Origin of the sequence: Pseudomonas sp. P9_31 (assembly GCF_034008235.1) — a bacterium.
Lineage (GTDB): Bacteria > Pseudomonadota > Gammaproteobacteria > Pseudomonadales > Pseudomonadaceae > Aquipseudomonas.
In genome coordinates, this window is the sequence record NZ_CP125375.1 from 6,289,651 (window position 1) to 6,313,801 (window position 24,151).

At 61.1% G+C, this 24,151-nt stretch carries 19 protein-coding genes and 1 pseudogene; 6 read left to right on the plus strand and 14 right to left on the minus strand.

Features of this window, described 5'->3' with window-relative positions; genetic code table 11:
- Window positions 1-10 precede the first annotated feature (10 nt).
- The 3 genes and pseudogenes from QMK51_RS28515 to QMK51_RS28525 all read left to right on the plus strand — a co-directional run.
- Complete coding sequence (locus tag QMK51_RS28515) at window positions 11-886, plus strand: metal ABC transporter substrate-binding protein (RefSeq protein WP_320392756.1); 876 nt, start codon at window positions 11-13, stop codon at window positions 884-886.
- Complete coding sequence (locus QMK51_RS28520) at window positions 883-1,443, plus strand: DapH/DapD/GlmU-related protein (RefSeq protein WP_320392757.1); 561 nt, start codon at window positions 883-885, stop codon at window positions 1,441-1,443. Before QMK51_RS28515 ends, QMK51_RS28520 begins: the two co-directional genes overlap by 4 nt.
- A 2-nt stretch (window positions 1,444-1,445) precedes the next feature.
- Window positions 1,446-1,778, plus strand: a pseudogene (locus QMK51_RS28525) (dihydroorotase); the annotation flags it as partial.
- 331 nt (window positions 1,779-2,109) lie between these two features.
- Here QMK51_RS28525 and QMK51_RS28530 read toward each other — a convergent pair.
- Window positions 2,110-2,631 (minus strand): DUF3617 domain-containing protein, encoded by a 522-nt coding sequence (locus QMK51_RS28530; protein WP_258698280.1) that lies wholly within the window; start codon window positions 2,629-2,631, stop codon window positions 2,110-2,112.
- A gap of 131 nt (window positions 2,632-2,762) precedes the next feature.
- Between QMK51_RS28530 and cls the strand changes: the two genes are divergently transcribed.
- Complete coding sequence (cls, locus tag QMK51_RS28535; RefSeq protein WP_320392758.1) at window positions 2,763-4,202, plus strand: cardiolipin synthase; 1,440 nt, start codon at window positions 2,763-2,765, stop codon at window positions 4,200-4,202.
- Here the strand turns inward: cls and cfaB are convergent.
- The 5 genes from cfaB to QMK51_RS28560 all read right to left on the minus strand — a co-directional run bounded on the left by cfaB (window position 4,199) and on the right by QMK51_RS28560 (window position 11,546).
- The gene (gene cfaB, locus QMK51_RS28540) at window positions 4,199-5,383 is read right to left on the minus strand and encodes a C17 cyclopropane fatty acid synthase CfaB (RefSeq protein ID WP_320392759.1); all 1,185 of its coding nucleotides are present in this window, start codon (window positions 5,381-5,383) and stop codon (window positions 4,199-4,201) included. The genes cls and cfaB overlap by 4 nt on opposite strands.
- Before the next feature lie 199 nt (window positions 5,384-5,582).
- The gene (locus QMK51_RS28545; RefSeq protein WP_320392760.1) at window positions 5,583-7,493 is read right to left on the minus strand and encodes a heavy metal translocating P-type ATPase; all 1,911 of its coding nucleotides are present in this window, start codon (window positions 7,491-7,493) and stop codon (window positions 5,583-5,585) included.
- Entirely contained in the window at window positions 7,490-8,548 is a 1,059-nt protein-coding gene (locus tag QMK51_RS28550) for a protease modulator HflK (RefSeq protein WP_320392761.1), read from the minus strand. Before QMK51_RS28550 ends, QMK51_RS28545 begins: the two co-directional genes overlap by 4 nt.
- The gene (locus QMK51_RS28555; protein WP_320392762.1) at window positions 8,545-9,585 is read right to left on the minus strand and encodes a protease modulator HflC; all 1,041 of its coding nucleotides are present in this window, start codon (window positions 9,583-9,585) and stop codon (window positions 8,545-8,547) included. Before QMK51_RS28555 ends, QMK51_RS28550 begins: the two co-directional genes overlap by 4 nt.
- Window positions 9,582-11,546 (minus strand): protease modulator HflK, encoded by a 1,965-nt coding sequence (locus tag QMK51_RS28560; protein ID WP_320394579.1) that lies wholly within the window; start codon window positions 11,544-11,546, stop codon window positions 9,582-9,584. The genes QMK51_RS28555 and QMK51_RS28560 overlap by 4 nt, the downstream gene beginning before the upstream one ends.
- A gap of 207 nt (window positions 11,547-11,753) precedes the next feature.
- Here QMK51_RS28560 and lpdA point away from each other — a divergent pair, with 207 nt between their 5' ends.
- Window positions 11,754-13,154 carry a dihydrolipoyl dehydrogenase gene (lpdA, locus tag QMK51_RS28565; protein WP_320392763.1) on the plus strand — a complete coding sequence of 467 codons (1,401 nt, stop codon included), beginning with the start codon at window positions 11,754-11,756 and terminating at the stop codon, window positions 13,152-13,154.
- 121 nt (window positions 13,155-13,275) lie between these two features.
- Here lpdA and QMK51_RS28570 read toward each other — a convergent pair whose 3' ends face one another.
- The gene (locus QMK51_RS28570) at window positions 13,276-13,749 is read right to left on the minus strand and encodes an Lrp/AsnC family transcriptional regulator (RefSeq protein WP_258698287.1); all 474 of its coding nucleotides are present in this window, start codon (window positions 13,747-13,749) and stop codon (window positions 13,276-13,278) included.
- A 145-nt stretch (window positions 13,750-13,894) separates the two neighbouring features.
- Here QMK51_RS28570 and QMK51_RS28575 point away from each other — a divergent pair, with 145 nt between their 5' ends.
- Complete coding sequence (locus QMK51_RS28575; RefSeq protein WP_320392764.1) at window positions 13,895-14,524, plus strand: LysE family translocator; 630 nt, start codon at window positions 13,895-13,897, stop codon at window positions 14,522-14,524.
- Between the two features lie 3 nt (window positions 14,525-14,527).
- Here the strand turns inward: QMK51_RS28575 and QMK51_RS28580 are convergent, their stop codons facing one another.
- The 7 genes from QMK51_RS28580 to QMK51_RS28610 all read right to left on the minus strand — a co-directional run bounded on the left by QMK51_RS28580 (window position 14,528) and on the right by QMK51_RS28610 (window position 23,748).
- Window positions 14,528-16,660, minus strand: a complete 2,133-nt coding sequence (locus QMK51_RS28580) for a hypothetical protein (RefSeq protein ID WP_320392765.1) — start codon at window positions 16,658-16,660, stop codon at window positions 14,528-14,530.
- A complete protein-coding gene (locus tag QMK51_RS28585) occupies window positions 16,647-17,843 on the minus strand; it encodes a DUF3142 domain-containing protein (protein WP_320394581.1) in 1,197 nt (398 codons plus the stop codon). The genes QMK51_RS28580 and QMK51_RS28585 overlap by 14 nt, the downstream gene beginning before the upstream one ends.
- Before the next feature lie 161 nt (window positions 17,844-18,004).
- Entirely contained in the window at window positions 18,005-18,844 is an 840-nt protein-coding gene (locus tag QMK51_RS28590) for a class I SAM-dependent methyltransferase (RefSeq protein WP_320392766.1), read from the minus strand.
- A complete protein-coding gene (locus tag QMK51_RS28595; RefSeq protein WP_258698291.1) occupies window positions 18,838-19,992 on the minus strand; it encodes an acyltransferase family protein in 1,155 nt (384 codons plus the stop codon). The genes QMK51_RS28590 and QMK51_RS28595 overlap by 7 nt, the downstream gene beginning before the upstream one ends.
- Window positions 19,989-20,888, minus strand: a complete 900-nt coding sequence (locus QMK51_RS28600; RefSeq protein ID WP_320392767.1) for a class I SAM-dependent methyltransferase — start codon at window positions 20,886-20,888, stop codon at window positions 19,989-19,991. The genes QMK51_RS28595 and QMK51_RS28600 overlap by 4 nt, the downstream gene beginning before the upstream one ends.
- On the minus strand, window positions 20,885-22,189 hold the full coding sequence (locus tag QMK51_RS28605) for a glycosyltransferase (RefSeq protein WP_320392768.1): 1,305 nt from the start codon (window positions 22,187-22,189) through the stop codon (window positions 20,885-20,887). Before QMK51_RS28605 ends, QMK51_RS28600 begins: the two co-directional genes overlap by 4 nt.
- Window positions 22,183-23,748 carry a glycosyltransferase gene (locus QMK51_RS28610; RefSeq protein ID WP_320392769.1) on the minus strand — a complete coding sequence of 522 codons (1,566 nt, stop codon included), beginning with the start codon at window positions 23,746-23,748 and terminating at the stop codon, window positions 22,183-22,185. Before QMK51_RS28610 ends, QMK51_RS28605 begins: the two co-directional genes overlap by 7 nt.
- Window positions 23,749-24,151: the final 403 nt, after the last annotated feature.

The window sequence follows — 24,151 nt, forward strand, 5'->3', positions numbered from 1 at the left end:
GTGTTACCCGATGCGCGCTTTACTCGTGCTGTTCAGTTTGATGCTGTCGATGTCGTTGTCTGCCGCGGAAAAACTCCAGGTAGTCACCAGCTTCAGCATCCTCGCCGACATGACTCATCAGGTTGGCGGCGATCATATTCAGATCACCAACATGGTCGGCCCGGACGCCGATGCCCACACCTACGAGCCGACTCCAGACGATGCAAAGGCATTGCTCAAGGCCAGACTGATCATCAAGAACGGACTGGGTTTCGAGCCATGGCTGGACCGTCTGGTGACCAGCACCGAGACCAAAGCTCCGGTAATCAGCGCCAGCCATGGTGTTATTCCGCGCTCGCTGGATGAAGATGGCGAAACCATCCCGGACCCACACGCCTGGCACAACCTGGCGAACACCGAGTTGTACATCAGCAACATCACCAAAGCACTGATCGCCGCCGACCCTGCCAATAAAGCCGACTACGAACACAACAGCCAGGTCTACCTGAAAAAGATCTACGCCCTGCTCGCCGAGGCCAAAGCCAAGCTGGGTTCGCTGCCGCCGGGTAATCGCAAAATCGTGACCTCCCATGACGCCTTCGGCTATCTCGGTCAGGCTTACGGCATCGACTTCATGGCGCCTCAAGGCTTGTCCACAGAACGCGAACCTTCGGCCGCCGAGGTCGCTGCGCTGATCACTCAGATCCGTCAGGCCAAGGTCAAAGCGGTGTTCATGGAGAACATCAAAGACGCACGCCTGCTCAAGCAAATCGCGGATGAAAGCGGCGCGCATATCGGCGGCACGTTGTACTCCGATGCCCTCGCAGCAACCGGCCCGGCCAGCACCTTCACCGGGCTGTTCGAATACAACCTCAACACCTTGTACGACGCGTTGAGCAAGCCATGATCCGCAAGAATCCCTCAGGCGATCTGCCGTTGATTGCGGAGTCCGCGTATGTAGATAAAACCGCAATCATCTGCGGCAAAGTGGTGATTGGCGAGAACGTCTTCGTCGGCCCCTACGCGGTGATTCGCGCCGACGAAGTGGATGACTCGGGCGAGATGGAGCCGATCGCCATCGGCGCCAATTCGAACATCCAGGATGGCGTGGTGATCCATTCCAAGTCTGGCGCGGCGGTGACCATCGGCGAGTACAGCTCCATCGCCCACCGCTCCATCGTCCATGGCCCCTGCACCGTCGGCAATCGCGTGTTCATCGGTTTCAACAGCGTGCTGTTCAACTGCGCGGTAGGTGACGGCTGCGTGGTGCGGCACAACTCTGTGGTCGATGGTCGCGACTTGCCTGAAGCCTTCTACGTGCCCTCCACCACGCGCATCGGTCCCAACACTGACCTGTCGCAGTTCCCACCGGTGAGCGTCAGCGCCTCGGAGTTTTCCGAAGACGTGGCACGCACCAACGTTGATTTAGTCCGTGGCTACAAAGCTCTTCAGAACGAGTTCTGACCATGAGCAGCGTGCTGATTCGCAACGCCCGGCTGGTGAACGAAGGTCGAGAATTCGATGGCGATTTATTGGTGAACCACGGACGTATCGTCAAGATCGCCAGCAGCATCGAAGGTGAAACGGCCGCCGTGGAAATCGACGCCGCTGGCCAATGGCTGCTGCCGGGCATGATCGATGACCAAGTGCATTTCCGTGACCCCGGAGCACCGGACAAGGGCAGCTTTCATAGCGAATCTCGAGCGGCGGTGGCCGGCGGCATCACCAGTTTCATGGACATGCCCAACACCTCCCCGGCCACCCTGACCCTCGCCGCACTGGCCGACAAGAAGCGCCGAGGTTTGTCTGCACCACGATCGTATCGGGGCAAATTGCCTGGCACGCCAATCGTCTATATGACAGCTGTCAGGGATTACCCCTGCGGTTCATGCGCTAACGCACGTTTAGATACCGTATCTGTTGGTGGTGGGGAAGAAGGAAAAAGACGGGGGGGTTGTCAGTATGCGCAGCTGCAGTGGAGAGGATTTTGGGGCGCAAGGAATTGAGGCGGTGTGTGAATTGTTGAATCCGCCAAAGACTGAAAGTGCCTGAGCGGACACCTTCGCGGGCAAGCCTCGTTCCTACGGGTCATCAACATTCCGAAGGAACGGAGGCTTGCCCGCGAAGCCTTTAGGCCCTTGGCTTCACAGTCCCGCAATCCTGACCCAACCACACAGCACGAGTATCGAGGCTACCCTTCTGCTGAATGCCGGTGGCGTTGAAGGTGCCGTTGACCTTGGTGGTGAACTCACGATCGCTGAGGAACGTGGCGACACCCGCACCTTGCGCTTTCGGACAACTGAAACGGAATTTCCACTGGTTGCCGGTACGCTCGGTGATTTCCTGCTTGCAGCCCGATTGTGGGTCCGTCAATGGAATGTTGTCGCTCTTCACCTGCTCAGGAGTCAGGCAGGACCGAATCCCTTTGCCGCCCATGGTGATGCCCTGCTTCTCCAGCTGCGCGCGCTGTTCAGGGGTCATCTGACTCTGTATCTGGCCGAGAATCAGTTGAAGATCGGGCAGGTTCTGGTCATCGACCTTCATGTTGCTTGAGGTCAATTCCCATAAACCCGGTTGCAGCATTTGCGCCTGAGCGGCCACAGGAAGTGCCAAACCAAGCGCCATGGCCAAACCCAGCAGACGAACGTTCATCGAGTAACTCCTGATCATTAGTGGCCGTTAGACGTCAGCCACGGGCTTCGGTTCATGGGCCAATTAAATAGCGACATTCTGCCCGGAACATGGTCTGTTAAGCATTGAATCTTCAGGAGCAAGGCTGCCCCATGGATTATTTCGGACCGCATGTTTTCGGTTATCTGATCGCACTGTTGCACACACTGGGCTTGATCGCCGCCATCCATGCCGTATTGACCGTTCGGACCGCCCAAGGCTCGATCGCCTGGGCTCTGTCACTGCTGTTCATTCCCTACCTCACGCTTATCCCTTATCTGGTCTTCGGCCGCAGTACCTTCGATGGCTATATCAAGGCGCGGCGGCAAGCCAACGAGGAAATGCGCAAGGCCATCTCCGAACTGAACTGGCGCCCCTGGGTAGAAGAGGCACTGGCTGCTCGCGCCTCCAGCGCTTACGCGTCTTTGCGGGCGATGCCTAAGCTGGGGCGCATGCCGTGTCTGGCGAATAATGACGTGCGCTTGCTGATCGATGGCCAAGCCACCTTCGATGCGATTTTCGACGCCATCAGCAACGCCAGGGAAGCGGTGCTGATCCAGTTTTTCATCATCCACGACGACCGACTCGGCCAACGCCTGCACACCCTGCTGACAAAGAAAGCAGCCGAGGGCGTGGCGATTTACCTGCTCTACGATCGCATTGGCAGCCACTCCCTGCCCCACAGTTACGTGCAAACGTTGCGCGATGCCGGCATCGAGGTCAAAGCCTTCGCCACCCGCAGCGGCTGGCTCAACCGCTTTCAGGTCAATTTCCGCAACCACCGCAAAATCGTGGTGGTCGACGGGATTGTCGGTTTTGTTGGCGGGCTCAACGTCGGCGACGAATACATGGGCGAGAAACCGCCTCTGGCACCGTGGCGAGATACTCACGTGCAAGTGCGTGGGCCGGTGGTGGCCAGCATGCAGGAGTCCTTTGCCGAAGACTGGTTCTGGGCAGCCCGCTCGCTCCCCCCGCTGATCCTGCCAGACGTTTACCCGGACGACGGCGTGCTCTGCCAGTTGCTGGCCAGCGGTCCGGCGGATTCCTACGAAACCTGTTCGCTGTTCTTCGTCGAAGCCATCCATGCGGCGACAGAGCGAGTGTGGATCACCAGCCCTTACTTCATCCCCGACGAAGCCGTATTCGCTGCGTTGCGGCTGGCAGTGTTACGCGGTGTGGATGTACGGATCCTGTTGCCGTCGCGACCGGATCACCGGATCGTCTACGCCGCTTCCAGTCTGTACGCCTTCGAAGCGGTGCGTGCCGGAGTGCGCGTGTTCCGTTACCAACCCGGCTTCCTGCATCAGAAAGTGGTGCTGATCGACGACGAGATCAGCGCCATCGGCAGCGCCAACATGGACAACCGTTCGTTCCGGTTGAATTTCGAAGTGATGTTACTGACAGTCGACAGCGGGTTTGCCGCCGAAGTGGAACAGATGCTCAACAACGACTTCGCCCAGGCTCACGAAATCGCCAAAGAAGAAGGCCGGGAAACCCGCCGCCTGCAACAGGTCGGCATGCGAATCGCCCGGCTTATATCACCGATTCTCTAGTTGTAGATGTCGTCGCGAGTCCACGGCAGTTCATGGCTGCCATCGGGATGGGGTTTCACCGCGAGGATTTGATGCAGGTTGATCCAGCCTCTGGCGAAGGCATAGGCGCACCCTGCCAGGTACAACCGCCAGATCCGTAGCGCCTGCTCCGGCACCAGTTTGCCGGCCGCTTCCAGATTGTCCTCCAGGCGTTCGCTCCAGTGGTCCAGGGTCCGCGCGTAATGCAGGCGCAAACTCTCGACGTCGACGATCTCCAGCCCCGCGTCGCTGATCTCGGCCGAGATCATCGACAGGTGCGGCAGCTCGCCGTTGGGGAACACGTACTTCTCGATGAACTCACCGGCACCGCGCCCAACCGGACGACCGTCGATGTGTTTGGCGGTGATCCCGTGGTTCATCACCAGGCCGCCCTCTTTCACCGCGCCGAACAAGGTTTTGCAGTACTCGGCCAGGTTCGCGTGGCCGACGTGTTCGAACATGCCGACGCTGACCACCTTGTCGAAGCGCCCGTCCTGAGGCAGGTCGCGGTAATCGAGCAGTTGCAGTTCGATCTGATCCTCCAGGCCTTCGGCTTTCACCCGCTCACGAGCCAAATCCAATTGCTCTTTACTGAGCGTGATCCCGAACACCTTCGCGCCGAACTCCCGAGCCGCATACCGCGCCAACCCGCCCCAGCCGCAACCGATATCCAGCAGGTATTCGCCTGGCTGTAACCGCAGCTTGCGGCACAGGTGGCGAAACTTGGCTTGTTGAGCTTGCTCAAGGGTTTCACTGCCGGTCTCGAAGTAAGCGCAGGAATACGCCATGTCGCTGTCGAGCCACAGCTGATAAAACGCGTTGGAGAGGTCGTAGTGGTAGGAGATGGCTTTGGCGTCGGTTTCCTTGTCGTGAACCGAGCGCACCGGTTGCTCATCGTCGTCCTCGTTGATCAGCGCCTGACTCCATTCATCGCAGACACGAATCACCTCGCTGATGGAGCCTTCCAGCTCCAGTTTGCCTTCGACAAACGCCGCCCCCAGTGCGTCGAGGCTCGGATGGGTGAACTGGGTAACCATATGCGGGTCCTTGACCACAATGGTGACGCTGGGCGTCGGCCCCAGATTGAACTCATGGCCGTCCCAGAGCCGCAAGCGAAGCGGTAATTGCAGATTCTGTAAGGCCGGTGGAAGTTGCGCGAGCATGAAAAGTCCCCCTTGTTTCAGACGTCAAATCTGAGGGTAGACCATCCTTGAAAAATAGCAGGCTATCGAATTAACAGCCTTTTTCTATTCCCGATGTTGCCTGCAACACTGAAACCATCCCACGGGCGATCATTGAAAATGACCGCCTTACCCTAGATGACTACAAATCCGGCACACAGTCCTGAACAGTTGTAGATGCTCACACCTCATCCTTAAGCTTGAGTAGGGGTTCCTGAAAGCGTAGCAAACGCCCGGCATTACCGAGCACTAATAGCGTGCTCAAGTTATGCAACAGGGCAGCAATCATCGCCCCTGCCGCGCCGAGCCAGCCAAATGCGGCGAACGCGACGATGGCCAGCGTCCAGCCCAGACCGATAATCACGTTCACCTGCAAGGTTTGCCGACATTGGCGACTCAAGCGCACACAGGTTCCGAGCCGGCGCAAGTCGCTGCCGATCAGTACGATATCGGCCGAGGCCAGCGCAATGTCCGCGCCGCCCGCGCCCATGGCCACGCCAACGACACCGGCCTTGAGCGCCAGGGAATCGTTGATGCCGTCTCCCACCACCATCGGCCGGAAACCGTTGCCGATCTCTTTCAGCACGCGATTGAGTTTGTCCTCGGGCAAGGCCTGGGCTTCGACATCGCTGATGCCCACATCCCGGGCCAGCGTGTGCGCCACGCTTTGCCGATCCCCGGTGAGCAACAACTGACGACCCAGGCCCAGTTCTCGCAACTCGCTCAGGGCAAACCGCGCCTCGGGTTTGACGCTGTCGGCGAGCAACAGCCAGGCGAGAAATTCGCCGTCGAGTGCCAGCCCGGCAATCGGGCCATCGTGTTCGGGAACAGTTGAAGTGGCGATGCCCAATTGCGCGAACAGCTCCGGACGACCGAGGGCCGCCTCGCCCTGCTCGGTCATCGCCACGACGCCCAGCCCCTGACGCTCATGAATGTCGGAGAGCAGCAGAAAGTGTTCCTGCGTGACCAACCCGGCCAACGCGCGGCTGACCGGGTGGCTACTGGCGGAACCAAGGCTGGCGGCGAGTTTCAGTACGTGACTGCGATCCTCCAGCGGACTGTCGATCGATTGCAGGCGCAAGGTGCCGAAGGTCAGGGTTCCGGTCTTGTCGACCACCAACGACGTCAGGTCAGCCAACTCTTCGAGGAACGCCGAGCTGCGAATCAGAATCCCGTGCCGGGCCGCCACCGCCACCCCGGCAATGGCCGTGGCCGGCGCCGATAACACCAGCGCGCAAGGACAAGCGGCCACCAACACCGCGAGCATCGCCTGGGCATCGTTGGTGACGAACCAGGTCACGGCAGCCAGCAGCAACACCAGCACCATGTAGCTGCCGGCATAGCGTTCGAGCAAACGTGTGATGGGTGGCTTGGAACGTTCGGCACTTTGCATCAGCGCGATGACTTTACCCAGCGTCGATTCGTGCCCCGTGCGGGTCACTTCAATGCGTAGCAGGCCATCGAGGTTGATCGCCCCGCCGAACACCGGCATGCCCACAACGGCCTCTATTGGCACCGACTCACCGGTGATCGATGCGGTGTCGAGGCTCGCCTGGCCGGACAATACCCGGCCATCGGCCGGCACGCGATCACCGGCACGCACCTCTACGAGGTCGCCGGCCTTGAGTATGTCGTTGTCGACTTCGACGACGGAGCCGTCAGCCTGAATCTTGCGCGCATGGCTGCGCGTCAGTTTGCCGAGGGCATGAATCGCTTCCTGGGAACCGATCACACTGCGCTCCTCCAGCACATGGCCGAAGATCATGATGATCGGCAGCAGCGCCGCGGTGAGCAGATCGCCTGTGGCCCAGGCGCCGAGCATGGCCAGGGCGATCAACTGATCGGTGATCCCGTGCAGGCTCGGATAACGCAGGCTGTACCACGCCGAGCGCATGACCGGCACGGCCACCAGCAAGGAGGCAAAACCCAGCAGCAATTGGCTGACACCGGTCTGCTCCGGCGACAACCAGCGCCAGATCAAGCCAAGTGCCAGCAAGCCCAGTGCAAGCATGGCCAGGGTCAACTGGCGCGCGGCGCTACGTTGTTCAGCCGAGGACAACATGCTCGGCGCGGCGGCGGTTTGGGCAGTCATTGCGCAGCTCCCTGAATGATCAGGCGGGAATCGTCTTTCGGATCGACCGTGGTTACCGAACCGGCCTGCCCGAGAATCTTCGGCATCCGCTCACGGTAAATACGCAGCAGCATCTGCGGGTCGGTGCCCTGCTGTTGCGCCTTGGCCAAACTCAGTACCGTGGCGGTGTCGGCAGAGGCTTTTGCCAATCGTTCGCTGGCCTGGGCATGAGCCACTTGCAGCGTGCGGTCGGCTTGTTCGTTGGCACTCTGAGTCAGTTTCTCGGCTTCCGTGCGCGCGTTGGCCACGGCTTTGTCGGCCTGCTGGCTGGCGGTTAACACGGCGTTGAAAGCGCTCACCGCCGGGCCGGGCAAACTCGACTGCACATCGACCCGCGCCACTTCGATACCCAAGCCCTGCCCGGTCGCCGTCAGTTCGGCCAGGCGTTGATTGATGCCTCGCACCAGGTCGCCACGTAGGCGTTCGCGACGTTCGGCGGCCTGATTGTCGTTGCCGATCAGTTCTGGTCGAGCCACCAGAATGGTGTCCAGATCGCGCGCAGCGGTGAGCGCCACGGCACTGCGCGTGACCAGCCGATCCAGCGCCGGCAGCACATGTTCGCCCTGAAGAACAAAGGCATAAGGCTCGGTGACTTTGTAGAACACCCGCACATCCAGTTGCACCACGCCCGCATCCCCGGTCAGCAGATAACCGGAGCCGGCAAGCGCATCGCTGATGGGCGTGGCGAAACTCGCCACTCGATCAGCCTGCAACGCGGCATCGGTGCGTAGCAAATTTTCCACTCGACGCTCGATCACCCGATCCGCCGCCGGCAACAAAATCACCTGCTCAAACGGGCGCGGCCACGCCAACAGCAAACCGGCATTTTGAATGCGATCCAGTGCGCCGAAGTGCAGCACCACGGCACGATTCTGCGGGTCGATCTGCCGCACATTGGAAAATACCCATGCCAACGCAGCCAGCACAGTCACGGCGTAAAGCGCCAGAAAAGCCAAGCGCCCGGCCTGAATCCAGGGGCTGCTCAACTCATTTGTTCCACGTGGAACCAAACTCATGGCTGCGACCCGGACTTGTTATCGAGCGTCGGAGGGCCGTCAACCAACACCCGGAATGGCGCGGCATCGGTGCGCAAAATCAGCTTGGTGCCCGGCGTGACGATGGTGCCCAAGGTGTCGAGGGACCGCAGCAAATTGTAGAGCTGCGGTGAACCGGCGTAGGCCCGGCCGTAAATCTGCGCGGCTTCGACGCGGGATTGGGCTTCGATGTCCGCGGCTTTCACCGTCGCATCGGCTTGCACGATTCGCGCATCACGCTCGGCCGCGGAGCGAATTTGCGCGGCTTCCCGTTTACCAATGGCCGTGCGTTCAGTGGCGATTGTTTCACGCTCGGCGCGCATACGATCGACAGTCGCGGTGAGCGTCACCGACGGCAACGTCAGACGTTCGATGCCGACTTGCAACACTCGCACGCCATAGGTGGTGAGCAACTGCTGATCGATCTGCTGACGCAGCTGTGCTTCGAAGTCGGCGATGTGCACTTGGTTGGCGTCGGTGTTCACCAGATTGGCCAGATCGAAACTGCTGGCGGTAGTTTCCAGCGCCGAGCCGACAAAGGTGCGAATCTGCCGCGCTGCTTCATCCGGCTGGTTCTGTACCGCGCGCATGAAGCGTTGCACGTTGTCTGGATCACCCTGCACCTGCCACGCCACATAGGCTTGCACGATGATGCGCAGACCATCGCGCGTGCCCACATCCTGCAAACCGCTGGAGGTGGTACGCAGTCGCAGATCCACCGGGATCGCCGCCTCGAACGGTGCTGGCCAGCGCCAGCCAAGACCCGGCTCCAGCAACACCCGCGATGGATTGCCGAAGCGCGTAATCACCGTGGCCTCTCCCGAGCGCACTTGCACCAGGCTCGCCGCCGCAATGGCAAACGCCACCAGCAGCGCTGCCCAGCCCATCCGCCGCCACGGGAATGGGCCAGCTTCGTGTGGATCACCGTGGTGGTGGTGATGACCGTGGTGATGCCCGCCATGGCCGTGATCGTGGCCGGCGTGGTCATCGTGATCGTGAGTAGGCGTCGACTGGCTCAATGGGCGGCTCCTGGCTGAGCGGTATTACGCGGCGGCGCAAGGTCAGCCGGCAGCGTGAATGTACGTAGGTCGATGGTCGGCGCATTGCTGCTGCCACCCAGACGATGATCGAGAACCAGCAGCTTGGCGTTGGCCAAACCCTGGGTCAGTTGGCTGAGGTATTGCTCCAGCACGAAGGCTTGGCCGGCGCTGGAATAAGCCTTTCGCTCGGCGGCAAATTTCAGGTCGGCGGCCTGAGCGGCCGAGTTGATTTCATGAGCACTGGCCGTGGCTTGATCACGAGCGATACTGGCCTGTAATTGCGCCTGGTTGGTCGCCTCCGCCGCTGCACCGCGCTCGCGGGAGATCAATGCCTGGGCGCCAATTTGCGCCGCTTGCACGCCGTGATAAGCGTTAGCCGCCCCCGCTGGCGGGTGAATGGCCTCGACCACCGTGGCGAGAATTTCCACGCCGCTGTCGAGTTTTTGCAGGTCCGCCTGCACGGCGCGACCGATCTCTTCGGCGAGCCCTACCCTGTCCTCGCCGAGCAAACCGTCGAGGGTTCTTGAGGCGAAGTCATGAACCAGAATTCGGCTGGCGGTGCTGCGGATCAGCGTCGGCACGTCGGCGCTGTTATACGTCGCGGCCAGCGCCGCCTGATCGCTCAGACCAATGCGATAGACGAAGCGCACGTCCATGTTGACGATCTGGAAGCTCTGTTTGTCGGCACGGCTGCTGGCAATGACCTGGGATTTGTCATTCACATGGCTGGCGTCCCACAAGCGATTGGCAATCGCCGGTGCCGGGCCGTCGGCAGGTTCGGCCTCGACCGGGGCCGACGTTTCGCCCACGCTGGTGGCCAACTCGTGGACCACACCGTTTTCGACGCTCAGCACCCGGCCCAGCGGCCACGGCAAACCGGTGTGCAAACCAGGGCCGAACACTTCCACCGGTTTGCCGAAACGTTCGTAGATGCCCCGCCCTTGTAGCGGTATTTCATGAATACCGGTGAGCGACCAACCGACGGTCGCCACCACCGCAAGCACCGGCAAAAAAGCGCGGCGCATGTAGGTGAAGGCCCAGATCTGCCGCAGATCGATACCGAAGCGATTGTGTATTTCGTGCTGCAATGCGAGCAGGGGTTGCGGCGGCCAGCGCAGCATGTCGGCGACAAAGCTTCGCGCCAGCAAGGCCGGTTCCAGTTGTTCACGACGGGGGCTGAACAGCGACAACACGGCGCGCAGCAACAGCTCGACGGCGACCAGCCCCGGCAACAAGCCGATCAGCACCGCCAGACGCACTGGCCAGACTGACGTTTCACTGCCGAACAATAAACACAGGGCGCTGAGCACCAGGCCAATAATTGCAACCCGCGTCAGCTGCGCCAACGACCCGGCCTCGGGCCATTGGGCGACGTTTTCCTGGGCCAGTTGCCGCTCCAGCACCAACAAACCGAACGCCAGCAGCAACGACAGCGCGGCGCCGACACTAGCCGCGCTTCCCAACATAGCGGGCGGCAGGGCCAGGCTCCAGACTTGCTCGATGCTGTACAACGTCAACAACGCCCAGCCGCCAAGCCAGAGCGTCGGTGCACCGATCTGCCCCAGCAAGCGCAGCCAACGCTGACTGATGCGCTCCAGCAACCGCTCGTACCAGCCTTCGGCGGCAACGACTTCCTCGGCCACAGCCACCGGCACCAACACCGCTGGATTCATCGCCCGTGCACGCCACTGCGTCACCCACCAGGCCGATTGCAAACCGGCGACCAGCACCAGCAAACCGGCGCTCTGATTGACCAATAACGCTGGCCAGAGCGACAGCGGTGCAAACAGGCCGACAAAAAACGCCAACACCAGCCCTGCCGCCGCCAAGGCACCCAAACCGATTGCCCATTGGCGCAATCGACGTCCTTGAACGACCGCCTGCTGAAAGCGCGGCAGCCCTGCTATCTGTGCTCCATCGCCATCAAGATCGACTTGCATACCACCCCAGTCATTGCTCACATCACAATTCGTTACGATATAACGAAAATGGTGAAATTTTCGTCCTGAATCGTTCTATCTAAAAGTGCTGAACCTGTCGCCAAGCTGAAGCCTTGACCGAAATGGTTCAAAACGCACATATTACGTACATAATTTTTTCGAAGACTACTTTTATCGATCCTGCACCCTTTCACCAGGAGTACCACTATGAGCACCTATGACGTCGTGATTCTGGGCGCAGGCCCCGGCGGTTATAACGCAGCGATCCGCGCCGGCCAGCTGGGTTTGAAAGCCGCGTGCGTGGAAGGCCGCGCCACCCTCGGCGGGACCTGCCTGAATGTCGGCTGCATGCCATCCAAGGCGCTGCTGCATGCCTCCGAACTCTACGACGCGGCCATGGGGGCGGAATTCGCCAACCTCGGGATTGAGGTCAAACCTGTGCTCAACCTGGCTCAGATGATGAAACAGAAGGGTGAAAGCGTCACCGGGCTGACCAAGGGCATCGAGTTTCTGTTTCGCAAAAACAAGGTCGACTGGATCAAGGGGTGGGGCCACATCGACGGGCCGGGCAAGGTCACGGTGACCGACAGCCAGGGTGGCAAGACCCAGCTGAGTGCCAAAGACATCATCATCGCCACCGGTTCCGAACCCACTCCCCTGCCGGGCGTCGACATCGACAACAAACGCATCCTCGACTCCACGGGCGCGTTGTCGTTGGCCGAAGTGCCGAAGCATCTGGTAGTGATCGGTGCCGGGGTGATCGGTCTGGAGCTGGGCTCGGTATGGCGGCGCCTGGGCGCTCAGGTGACGGTGGTCGAATTTCTCGATCGGATCTGCCCCGGGGTGGATGGCGAGGCGGGCAAGACCCTTCAGCGTTCATTGAGCAAGCAAGGCATCAACTTCAAGTTGAGTTCGAAAGTCACCCGCGCCACCCCCTCGGCGAGTGGTGTTCAACTCAGCGTCGAACCAGCCGCAGGTGGCACCGCCGAGGTGCTTGAAGCCGATTACGTGCTGGTGGCTATTGGTCGTCGTCCTTATACCCAAGGCCTGGGACTGGAAAACGTCGGTCTCGCCACGGATAAACGCGGCATGCTCACCAATAAGGGCCACCGCACGGAAGCCGCGGGCGTCTGGGTGATCGGTGACGTCACGTCGGGGCCGATGCTCGCCCACAAGGCCGAAGACGAAGCCATGGCCTGCATCGAGCAGATCGTCGGCAAGGCCGGCGAGGTCAATTACGACTTGATTCCCAGCGTGATCTACACCAAGCCGGAGCTGGCCAGCGTCGGCAAGACCGAAGAACAACTCAAGGCCGAAGGTCGCGCCTACAAAGTCGGCAAGTTCCCCTTCACCGCCAACAGCCGGGCGAAGATCAACCACGAGACTGAAGGCTTCGCCAAGGTACTGGCCGATGAGCGCACCGACGAAGTCCTCGGCGTGCACCTTGTGGGCCCGAGCGTCAGCGAAATGATTGGCGAATATTGCGTGGCCATGGAATTCAGCGCCTCGGCCGAAGACATCGCCCTGACCTACCATCCACACCCGACCCGCTCCGAGGCCTTGCGCCAGGCGGCGATGGATGTGGAGGGGATGGCGACGCAGATGTAAGCCTGGAGGTCGATGGAGACTGAACTACCGCTATCGCGAGCAGGCTCGCTCCCACATTTGATCTGTGGCGTTCACAAAACCAATGTGGGAGCGAGCCTGCTCGCGATGCAGTCGACTCGGTCTAAAGCGGCAAATGCTCAAGCGGCAGCGCCCCCGGCGTCTTCACCGTGTGAATCGCAAAGTTGCTGCGAATGTCGCTCACACCCGGCAATTTCAGCAGTCGCCCGGTGAGAAACCGGTCATAGGCGCGTAAATCCGGCACCACCACTTGCAACAGAAAATCAGACTCCCCTGACACCAGGAACGCCGAAATCACCTCAGGCAATGTCGTCACGGCCAGGCGAAAGGCTTCGGCCTGTTCATCGTTATGCCGTTCGACCTTGACTCCGACAAACACCGTCAGCCCAAGGCCCACTTCATCCCGATCCAGATTGGCCTGATAGCCGCGAATCACGCCCGCCTCTTCCAGCATCCGTACTCGACGCAAACAGGGCGAGGCGGACAGGCCGATCTCGTCGGCCAATTGCACGTTGCTCAGGCGTCCGTCCCGTTGCAGTGCCGCGAGAATCTTGCGGTCGTAGGCGTCCAGTTTCATGGTTTGGCAGATCCTGACTGTTCGATCATCACAAAGTGGCAGGTTATGCCAAATATTGAAGCTTTAGAAGCTGACTACGCAACCACCTGCCCTGCCCCTCGGCCGTAGACTGACCTCACCAAATCGACAACGAACGGGGTGCAACGTGGCAGAACTCTGGCTGTTTTTCGTGGCGTTGACAGTGGTTTACCTGTTGCCGGGCCCGGATATGATTCTGCTGTTGCAGACCGGCGTGCGTCAGGGCAAAGGGGCGGCGCTGGCCACGGCGTTGGGGCTGGGCGTGGCACGCGGATGTCATGTGGCCTTGGCGGCGTTGGGTTTGGCGGCGTTGTTCAAGACGGCCCCCTGGACTTTTGATGTGGTGCGCCTGGCCGGGGCCGCGTACCTGCTGTGGATCGGCATTCAGTGCCTGCGCACCACGATGCTGCCGAGCTTGAACGGTGCAGGCGCCACGACTGAAAAACCGCATTGGCGCGAGGCGATCCAACGCGGTTTGCTAACCAACCTGCTCAACCCCAAGGCACTGTTGTTCTGCTCGGTGCTGCTGCCGCAGTTCATTGAGCCTCACGCCGGACCAGTGCTCGGGCAATTTGCAACGCTGGGCATGATGCTGGTCGGCGTCGGGTTGTTGTTCGACAGTGCTTATGCGCTGGTCGGCGCCGCACTGGGCCGTTGGCTGCAACGCAGTCCATCGGCCCAGCGGGTACAGCAGTGGTTGTTCGGCAGCCTGCTGATCGGCTTCGCGGTGCGGCTGACCTTTGTGCAACAGGCTTGAGCGTTACCGCGCTTTACGACGACGGCGACTGATCAGCAGCAACGCCGCCGCCGTGATCGCCACAATAGCGCCTACCTGCACCGGCGTCTTGTAAGGCCGCAACATCGAACGCGTAGCATCGGTGGCCTGGGTTACATAACGTTTGCTGGCGTTCTGAAAGTCGGGATAAGGGCATTGGTGACCGAAGTTCACCGCCCAATCCACGTACGGCCCTTCTTTTACATACCGTTGATAGAAGGCACTTTCCTCTTCAAGGCTGGTGTTCCACCCCGCCGCCGCACACAACACTGCCGCAAAAGCCTGGCTGGTATGAGGCAGATTATCGGCAGCACGACTGGCCAAAGCCGTTGCGACATAACGATAGTGATAGCGCTGCTCGGGTTGAGCGGCGCTGGCTTGCTGACGCTGGACTTCATCTTCAGCCACTAACGGACCGACCTCGAGCTCGCGGCTCTCAAGGCTGTAATTACCACCCAATGTGGCGTAATCCGGCGCCATTTCGTAGCCGAGAATCTCCATTCCCCATTGGCGTGCCGTCGAAGCCGCATTGAACAACGCCGCGGCACGTTTGGTCGGCCACCAGGCAGCGTCCGCCTCCTGACGCAACTGTCCATACGCCTTGGCCTTGTTCTGCAGATCGACGTTGTCGAAGTAAACCGGTGCTTCGTCATAACGCCCTTCACGCAACAGGCGCCGCCCCAGCAGATTGCGCAGGCTCGCGGCCACTGGCAACGGCACATAATTGTCACGATCCTGCTGACTGAGCGGCGGCGGTGCCGGTACCTGGGTGTCGACGTACTGCTTGAGTTCATCGAGGGTCAGCACCCGCTCGGCAACGGTGGCCGCGTCGTACCAGTAAATGTTTCGGCTGCGATAAAGCTGATTGAAGGCTTGCAGGTAATCCCCGCGTTGCAGGGCGAGGATCGCGCTTTCCCCGTTGACCCGGCACTTGGGCTGCACCGTTTCGTAATCCCAGTCCGGAGTCCTTCGTTCGCCCCAGGACTCGTTCTGCGGGAAGGCCTGGGCTGCCTTGGCATAGGCCGCGGCGGCAGCGCCTTTGTCGCCCTCACGCAACGCCAGTTTCGCCCGCAGCCACCACGCGAGGCCGCCGTCACCGGCCTGTTCGAGGAAGGCTTTGGCGCTGGTGTAATCGCCCTGTTGATAATTCATTGCCGCCAGGCGATCTGCGTTATCGAGACTGCCACGGGTGCTGGTTTGCAGCAGTTTGATCAGTTTCTGTTCGTTCGGCGGTTGATCACCGAATGACCAGCCCAGTCTACTGATCAACGACGCCGTCACCAGTTGCTGCACCGCTTTGCCCTTGAGCACCTCGGCCAGTTGATCGTCAGGCATCGCCGCCAGATCGGCCATCAACAGCTTCAGCGAGGTGTAACCCACCGCCGAACCGTGGAGGTTTTGCGTGGCGTAGAGTTCGATGGCGTTGTTCCAGTCGCCAGCGGTGCGGGCCACTCGCGCTTCTTCGCCGAGGCTGGCGACACCCAGTTCCAACGGGTCGCTGAAGCCGTCAATGCTCAACTGACGAGTCTGCTTGAAGGCCTTTCGAGATTGAGCCAGCAGGTCCGGGCCGGCACCCGCTTCTGAACTCATGGCGAACAGTGCCCGCCCCAACGAATAAGCCGCCCAGGTGCTGCGCAACGGGCGTTGATCCGCCGGCAGCGCCAGCACTTTCTGAAAGTATTCGGCGGCCAAACCATGGTCACCGGCGTTAAACGCCACCGCGCCAGCCAGATAGAACGTGAACTCGGTCGGCAGATTCGCACCTTGCTCTTCTACCTGACGGGCATCAGTCAGGCTGCGCAGCTGTTTCACCCGCGCTTGTTGCTCGGGCGTCAAACCGGCCTGTTCGGCGGTGTCGCGCTGACCGGTGTAATCGGGCGCATCGCCATAACCGTCCCCGGGAATGTTGGTGGCTGCGGTGACATTTTTCAGTCCCGCGATGGCATGCCCGAGGCGGTTGATCTCAAGGTTGAAGTTGCCTTCCGGCAGTTCCGCCAGCGACTGGTCACGGTTGTCCAGCAGGCGCATGGGGAAGTCCGGCCCGCAGGCCAGCACCGAACCCAACGGCAGGCTGAGGCTCAGGCAAAGCACATGGCGGGGCCAGTTACGGGTGAACATTCGAACCTCCTTGATCAATATTTGCGCAGCGTGCCCAACCGATGGCGCGCTGCCCGCCGGCCGGGATTCGACCCTCGCGCAGGCGGGTGAAGGTAAGCAGATCCGGGCGCTGTTGCAATGCATAACCGGCCAATGCATCGGCGCCATCGCAGCCCTGCACCGCCAGTGTCAGGCGTTCGGGCCAGGCGCTGTCGAGGTTGCCTTGGTTGCTGACGCTGATGTCGTAGAGACCGTCCTGCGCCGAGAGTTTCAGCCCCACACGACTGTCGAGCGTATCGCCACGCGCCACGGCGATTAGCGTCGTCAGGCTCCAGGCCCTGCGATCATTGGCCAGCGGCAGACGAAACCAGATCAGTCCGGCCAGATGAGCCGGGGGATCGGCGCGCAACTCGGCGCCGAGCTTGCTCAGTTGCTGCGGGTCTGCCAGCAATTCCCGGCGTTTGCCGCCCCGCTCGATGGGCACTTCGCTTTCCACAACCGGCGCACCACTGGCCCCTGGCAACAGCGCCACGCCATAAGCCGGCAGCGCCAGATAAAACGGTTTCGAGGTGATACCGCTCCAGGCCTTGGCCCACTGCCGGGCCTGATCCGGGTCGAACAGCCCACGCCGTGGATCGCTCACCGCATGCACCTGCAAGACGCTGCTGTCGACCGTCGCCAGCAGCGCCGGCAACTCAGGGCTGTCGAGCCAGGCCGGCAACGCGGTGATGCTCAGCGGCAAGGAAGCCGGCAGGTCGGCGCGCAAATGTGTGAGAAATTCGCGGTAGGCCGGTAGCCGGGCGTTACCCGCATCGTGGTCGATTTCCACACCGGAGAGGACCAGCCCCTGCCCTTGCCAATCACTGAACACTTGCTGGATTTGCGCCGTGACCTCGTCCTGATCCAGCCCCTTGAGCTGGCCATCCAGACGAATCACCGCAATCAGCGGTCGACCATCACGCTTGAGCCGCGCCGGATCGATCCGCGCCCGGCTCCAACCGGCCTGCGGAAACGCCTGCAAGGCCAGCACGCGCAAGGTCGAGAAATCGGTGCGGCTGTCGCGCAGCGCGACGTCATGGGCTGGCGTCCATTGCCGTTGCCAGACATAGAGTTGTTGATCGAGCGGTGGCGCGTCCGGTCGCTCGCAACCGCTGAGCAACAGCAATGCGGCAAGCAAGGCCGACAGACGAATGAAAAACACAATGAACCCTCATCCTCTGTGGCGAGGGAGCTTGCTCCCGCTCGGCTGCGCAGCAGTCGAAAATGCAGCCAATGTGGTGTGTCTGATGAAATGAGGGGCTGCTTCGCAGCCCAGCGGGAGCAAGCTCCCTCGCCACAATTGATCTATTACGAATTCCCGGCAGCCTACTCAGCCATTGGCTTGCGGGCAATGATCACCTGACTTTTCGCCACGACCGCGTCCAGCGCCTGTTTGATCTGCGCGCCCCGTGGCGAGGACAGAACGGCCTGCCAGGTGTCGGCCCAATGGTTGAGCAACGGGTGGTCGGCGTTGCTGAAATCGACCTTGGCTTCCCAGAACAACAGCATCCACATCGACCAATAGAACCCGTACTGGCTGTGACTGATGACTTCCAGGCCGGCGTCGCTGACCATCGACTTGAACTGCTCTTCGCTGATGATGCGAATGTGGTTGGGCTTCTGGAAATACTCAGGCGCGGCGATGTCTTTTTGCAGGTCTTCGGAACTCGGGTGCGGAACACTGAGCAAATACAGCGCCCCGGGCTTGCCGACCCGCACCAGTTCGGCGAGGAACTGCGCCGGATCGTCGACGTGCTCGATCACTTCCGTGGACACCACCCGGGTCGCGGTCGCGTCGGCAATCGGCAGCGGGTTGCAGTCCGTGACGTGGCACTCGACGCCTCGCGCCGGCGTGTCGCTCAGGCGCTGACGAGTTGCTTCGACCTTGGCCGCGTCAATGTCGGCGATGATGATCTTCGCGCCGCGCATGCCGCAAAAATGCACGTTGCCCCCGTCGCCGCAGCCCACGTCCAACAGCGTGTCCTCGGGGCTGACCGGGAAACCTGTGAACAGCTCGCCGGTTTGCTGGTTGAACCAGCCACTGAGCATCGCGTCGTGCAGACCGAGCATGTACGGGTCGACCTTGTCGGATACCGATGGTGCTGGCGTCAGCGGCTGCGCGGCAGCGGGCGTGCCCGCCGTGAGTTTCTTCAAAAGGCTCAGCATGAGGTGGCTCCAGAGGATGGAAGGGCTGATCGGGACGCACGCAAGCGTTGCACCAGACGGGCACCCCGGTTGCGCATGGGTAGCTCGATGAATCGGTAGTTGAGTTCGCTCAGCAGCACGATCAGGGGCAGGGCGCAAAACAGCGCCAGTGCCGGCTGCGTCGCCACGTCCTGCGAACCGCCAGGCGCGAAACGAAACAAGCCTTCGCGCACGGCAAAAAACGCCGGGATGTGAATCAGGTAGATGCCATAGGACCGGGCGCCCAACCACACCAGTAGTTGTTTGAGCTTGCCCTTGGGCAGCAGGTAATCGCGATTGTAGGAAGCGATCCACACCAGCACCGCGCACAGCAAGGCAAGTGCTCCCGTCCGGTAACTCGCCAGATTGAACGGTGGACTCGCCATCACGCTCAACACCGCCGCCACACCGATCAGCATCAACGGGCCTGCCCAACGGCGGCTCAACAACCGCGGCTCCCAAACCAGATAACTCGGCCTTGAGCTCCACATTGCCAGCAACACGCCCAGTGCCAGGGCGTCGGTCCTGATGCTCATCAACAAGGCCGAGCGCCAGGTAAACAGCTGCACGGCAACCAAGGCCAGCAACACCCATATCAAGCGCTTGCGGCAAGCGAGGATCAGTAACGGCAGCAGCAGGTAGAACTGCTCTTCAAGGGACAGGCTCCAGTAAACGAAGCTGGCGCCGTATTCGAAATTCATGAAACTTTCGGCAAACCGAAAATTGGCAAACTGCAGAAAGCCCGCCAGCGTCGCCTGCAGATTGGCCTGCACCGTGCCAAAGGCGCCCGACTGGTTGAACAACAGCGCACCCGACAACATCAGCAGCAACCACAACCAGGCGGATGGCAACAGACGAAAGGCCCGGCGAACCCAGAAATCGCGGGTTTCCTGCCAAAAGGCCTGCGGTGTCCGGCATCCACGCAGCAGCGGAATCAGGCCACGGGCAATCACAAACCCCGAGATGACGAAAAACAGATCCACGCCCCACCAGAGTTGCCCGTAGTCCATGCCCGACTCGAAGCCCGGCAGCCCCCCCGGAAACGGCACGCTTTGCAGGTGATGCACCACCACGCCAAGCACGGCGATCCCGCGCAACAACTCGATATCGAGGATCCGTCGACTGCTCATGGCAGCGTCCCGGCTTTTGAGCCGCTCGTCATGGGTTTGCGCGCAATGATCACCTGGCTCTTGGGCATGAACTGATCGAGCATCTGCTTGATCGCCAGGCCATCAGGTTGCGCCAGCAGGTCTTGCCAGGTTTTCGCCCAGCTCTCCATCAGCGGCGGATACGGCGCCTGAATCCGATCCCGCACCGCGCCGCCCAGGTCACGTCCGGCTGCGCGCTCGCTGGCCCAGAAGAAGATCATGCCCATCACCCAGAAAAACCCGGTGGCCTGGCGATGTTCGATCACCAGACCGGCGCCCTCCACCAGCGCGGCGAAGCGTTCCGGGGTAAAAATCTGTACGTGATTGGGTGACTGGAAATAGCTGGCCGGCGCGATACCCTGCTGCAAGTGCTCGCCCACCGGTGCCGGCACGCTGAGCAGATACTGCGCACCGGGACGACCCATGCGCACCAGCTCGGCCATGAACGGCTCGGGCCGGTCGATGTGTTCGAGCACTTCCATGCACACCACTTTGCTCGCGCAACCATCGGCCAGCGGCAACGGCAGGCTATTGCTGACCAGCCCCAGTCCTGGCTTGTCCGTCTGCACTTCCACTTGCCGGGCCAGGTCACGGACCTTGTCGTGTTCACTGTCGGTAAAAATCACCGACGCGCCCTGACGCACCGCAAACAACGTCGCAACGCCTTCGCCGCAACCGACATCCAGCAAGGTGTCGTTCGCGGTGATGGCAAAACCCTTGAGCAGTTCACCGCTGTCGCCCGAAAACCAGCCGTCGAGCATGGCGTCGTGCAAGCCGACATCTCGCGGCGACACGCTGCCTTGCGCCACCGGTGCCGGCACAGGCACCGGTTCGGGTTTTGTCGCCGGACGCAGCCAACTCATCAATGCGCGGATCATGCCTCGGGGGTTTCCACGGCGGACGCAGTGCGGGGTTCGAACAGCCGGGCCAAAAATCCTTTCAGTCGCTGTTCAGCGGTTGCCTGGCTGCAGAAGTTCTGCAGGCTGGCCACCGCGTGGGTGGACATCCTTGCATAGCGTTGCGGGTCGTCCCGGGCCACGTCATAGCTGGCCCGATAGGCCGTGCATAACGAGGCCCAACTGGTGATGTAACGCAGGGTGCGAAACGCCTTGCGCGGGTCATGGGGCCAGGCCGTCAGCTCATCCGTGGAGTCGATGAGGAAAGCATTGTCGGCGTCCAGGTAATCGATCATCGCCGTGGTGCGCGGTGCCACCGCCGGTTTGCCGCACGACATGAATTCCATCAGTGGCAGGCACTGGCCCTCGCCGTAGGACGTGTTCACCACGTAGCTGGTTGCTTGCACCAGACGCTCGTAGTCCGCATCCGCGAGGTAGCCGTAAATCAGCACGATGCGGCAGCGATAGGACTGGTTTTTGTACAAATGGTGAAGGATATCGGTCAGCGCTTCTTCGGCATCGTGGTGAGTCAGTTTGAGCACCAGTGTGGCGTCTTCGACCTCGCGGAAGGTCACGCAGAAGGCACTGAGCATGTCTTCCCAATTCTTGCGCCCGTCGCCGGGGTTGAACACCGACGTGTAGATCACACCGTCGAGCACCAGCTCTTGTTCACGGACGGGCGCCTGAAAGTCGATGCCCTTGCCGGCACGCAAATGCGCAGGCCCAAAGGCTCGCAGATCAAGTTGACGACTGTCGGCCAGCAAACCTTTGATCTTCAAGCGCACCTGGCGGGCCAATGGCTGACGCTGCAACTGCGCACCACGTTCGGCAAAGCGATCCCACACCGGCGCCGGTACCGCGACGATCGGATAGTCGGCGCCCATGGCTTCGCGCACGGCATTGACGGTGTAGCTGGAATGGGTGATTGCCGCACCGCACGCACGCAACACCGTGCGCCAGTCATTACGCGGCTCGCCGGCGAACGGTTCGTTGGGAATGGTGCTGAATTCCCAGGCAAACACTGCCAGGGTCGGACAGGCGAAATGCACAGGCGTGCGATGGGGCGGCGAGAACGACAGGAACACGCAATCTTCGCCACGGGCCAGGCAGTCGAGGTACAGGGCATCGACTTCGGTTTGCGGGTCGCTGACTTCCACCACCCGACCCAGTCGCTCCAGCACCGGCCGATACTCCTTGAGCACGAAGTAGTAGCTGTACTCCGAACGGCCCAGGTTCTGGGCAATGGTGCGCTGGTTGGTTTCCGAATGAATGATGATCAGCATGAGGCGTTATCCGTCACGGCCGTTGCCGGCAGCACGTGCGGCGCCAGCCCGAAAAAGTCCGCCAGGCGCTGTTGCACCGGGGCGAAGGCGCAGTAATCGTGCATGCGCCCGACCGCGGCGTGAGACATGCGCTGGTACTCCAGCGGCTGTTCCCTGGCGATCCGGTAGCTGTTTTCGTAGGCCGTTTTCAACGACCCCCAGTCCGGTCGATAACGCAGGGTACGGTAGATGATGCGGGTGTCCTGGGGCCAGACGGTCAGCTCTTCGCTGGACTTGACCACAAACGCCACGCGCTCATCGATGTAATCCTCCATGGCCGTGTGGTCCGGGGCGATCACCGGTTTGCCGCTGGCCATGAACTCCATCAGCGGCAGGCACAGGCCCTCGCAGCGCGAGGCGTTGACGTAATAACTCGCCGCCTCATAGAGCCGGGCATATTGCGGATCGTCCAGGTAACCGTGCATCACCACCACCCGACAGGCGAACGGCGACAGCTGCGCCAGCAAGGTCATCAGCTCGGCGTAGTAGGACGACAGATCGCTCTGGGTAATCTTCAGCACCAGCGTGGCGTCCTCGGTTTCCCGGAATGCCCAGCAAAATGCGCTGATCAGTTGATGCCAGTTCTTGCGTCCGTCCCGGGGGTTGAACACGGTGACGTAGACCACGCCATCGACCTGTGTTTGAACCTGTTCCGTCGTGTCCGGCAGGTCCACCGGTGCCGGTACATGGGCCGGCACCGACTGCGGACCGGCAATGGCCGGGAGGTATTTTGCGAGCCTGGAGTGAGCCGGAGCGGACAGCAGATCGCGAATCCCTTCCCAGTACCACTGACTCAGAAAATGTGTGCGATGGACCGGTACCTGTTGCGCCTTGCCCAGGTCCAGCACCCACAGGCGCAGGTAGTGCCTGGCGATGACGAAGCGGCGTCTCAGGGTCAGCGGCGGCGGCCGCAAGGCATCGAGTTCGGCCTGCTGCTCCGGGGTCAACGGCGGTGGAATCAGCGAGTCGGCGGACAGTTCGAGCGTGCGGGTATCGAAGATGCAGCCCTTGATGTCGAGGGTCGAACCGGCATTGACCGGTACACTGGTATGTCGGCTACGGATGGCCGCGAAGTTTTCCCACAACGGAGTCGGCAAGACCAACACCGGAAAGTCTTCGCCCATGGCCCGACGGATCGCCCGGGCGGTATGACTGGAGAGCGTGATCACCCGGCCCTGGCGCGCCAGCATGTGGGTCCAGTCCTGCCGGGGATCGTTGTCCCACTGCTCATCGGGAATCGAATCGAACTCCCAGGCCACCACGCAGATCGTCGGGCATTCAAGGTCGTTCGGGGTTTTCTGCGGCGGGGTGAAGGACAGGAACAGGCTGTCTTCGCCGGCGGCAAGCAGTTGCCTGTAGAGGGGGTCGACCTCGGCGGTGGAGGACACCACATGCACCCGCCCCAGGCTTTCGAGCACCGGGCGATAAGCCTTGAGCACGAAGTAATAACTGTATTCGGGACGACCGAGGCTCTGGCTGATGGAGCTGTCGTTGACGTCCGAGTAAAGAATGAAATTCATGGCATTCCACGATGAGGCCGCCATCCCGGCAGCCTCACTCTATGACGGCGAAACCACGGATCGAGTCGGCGTTTGCCCGCCCTCGTCCATCGTCTTCGTGCCCGTCTACGTTCTTGTTTTAGTGGTCAGGTTTCGCGGAGTTTCAGACAACCCTGCCGAACCCCGGGCGATCGTGACGAGGGGCATTCTAAACACATCCATTAAGGGTTCGTGAACCGTCCGGCGAGAATAAATAGGACGGCAAAAACGAGAACTGACCGGTCACGCTGAGAGCTGTTGAAATTGCTGCACAATTGGCACAGATTGGCGACCAAACAACCACAACAACGAATTTCGCCTGTCTTTCGACCCAGTAATCCACCCGGTCTGTCAGGCATTTCCGTCAAGCTTGTAGGGAATGGCG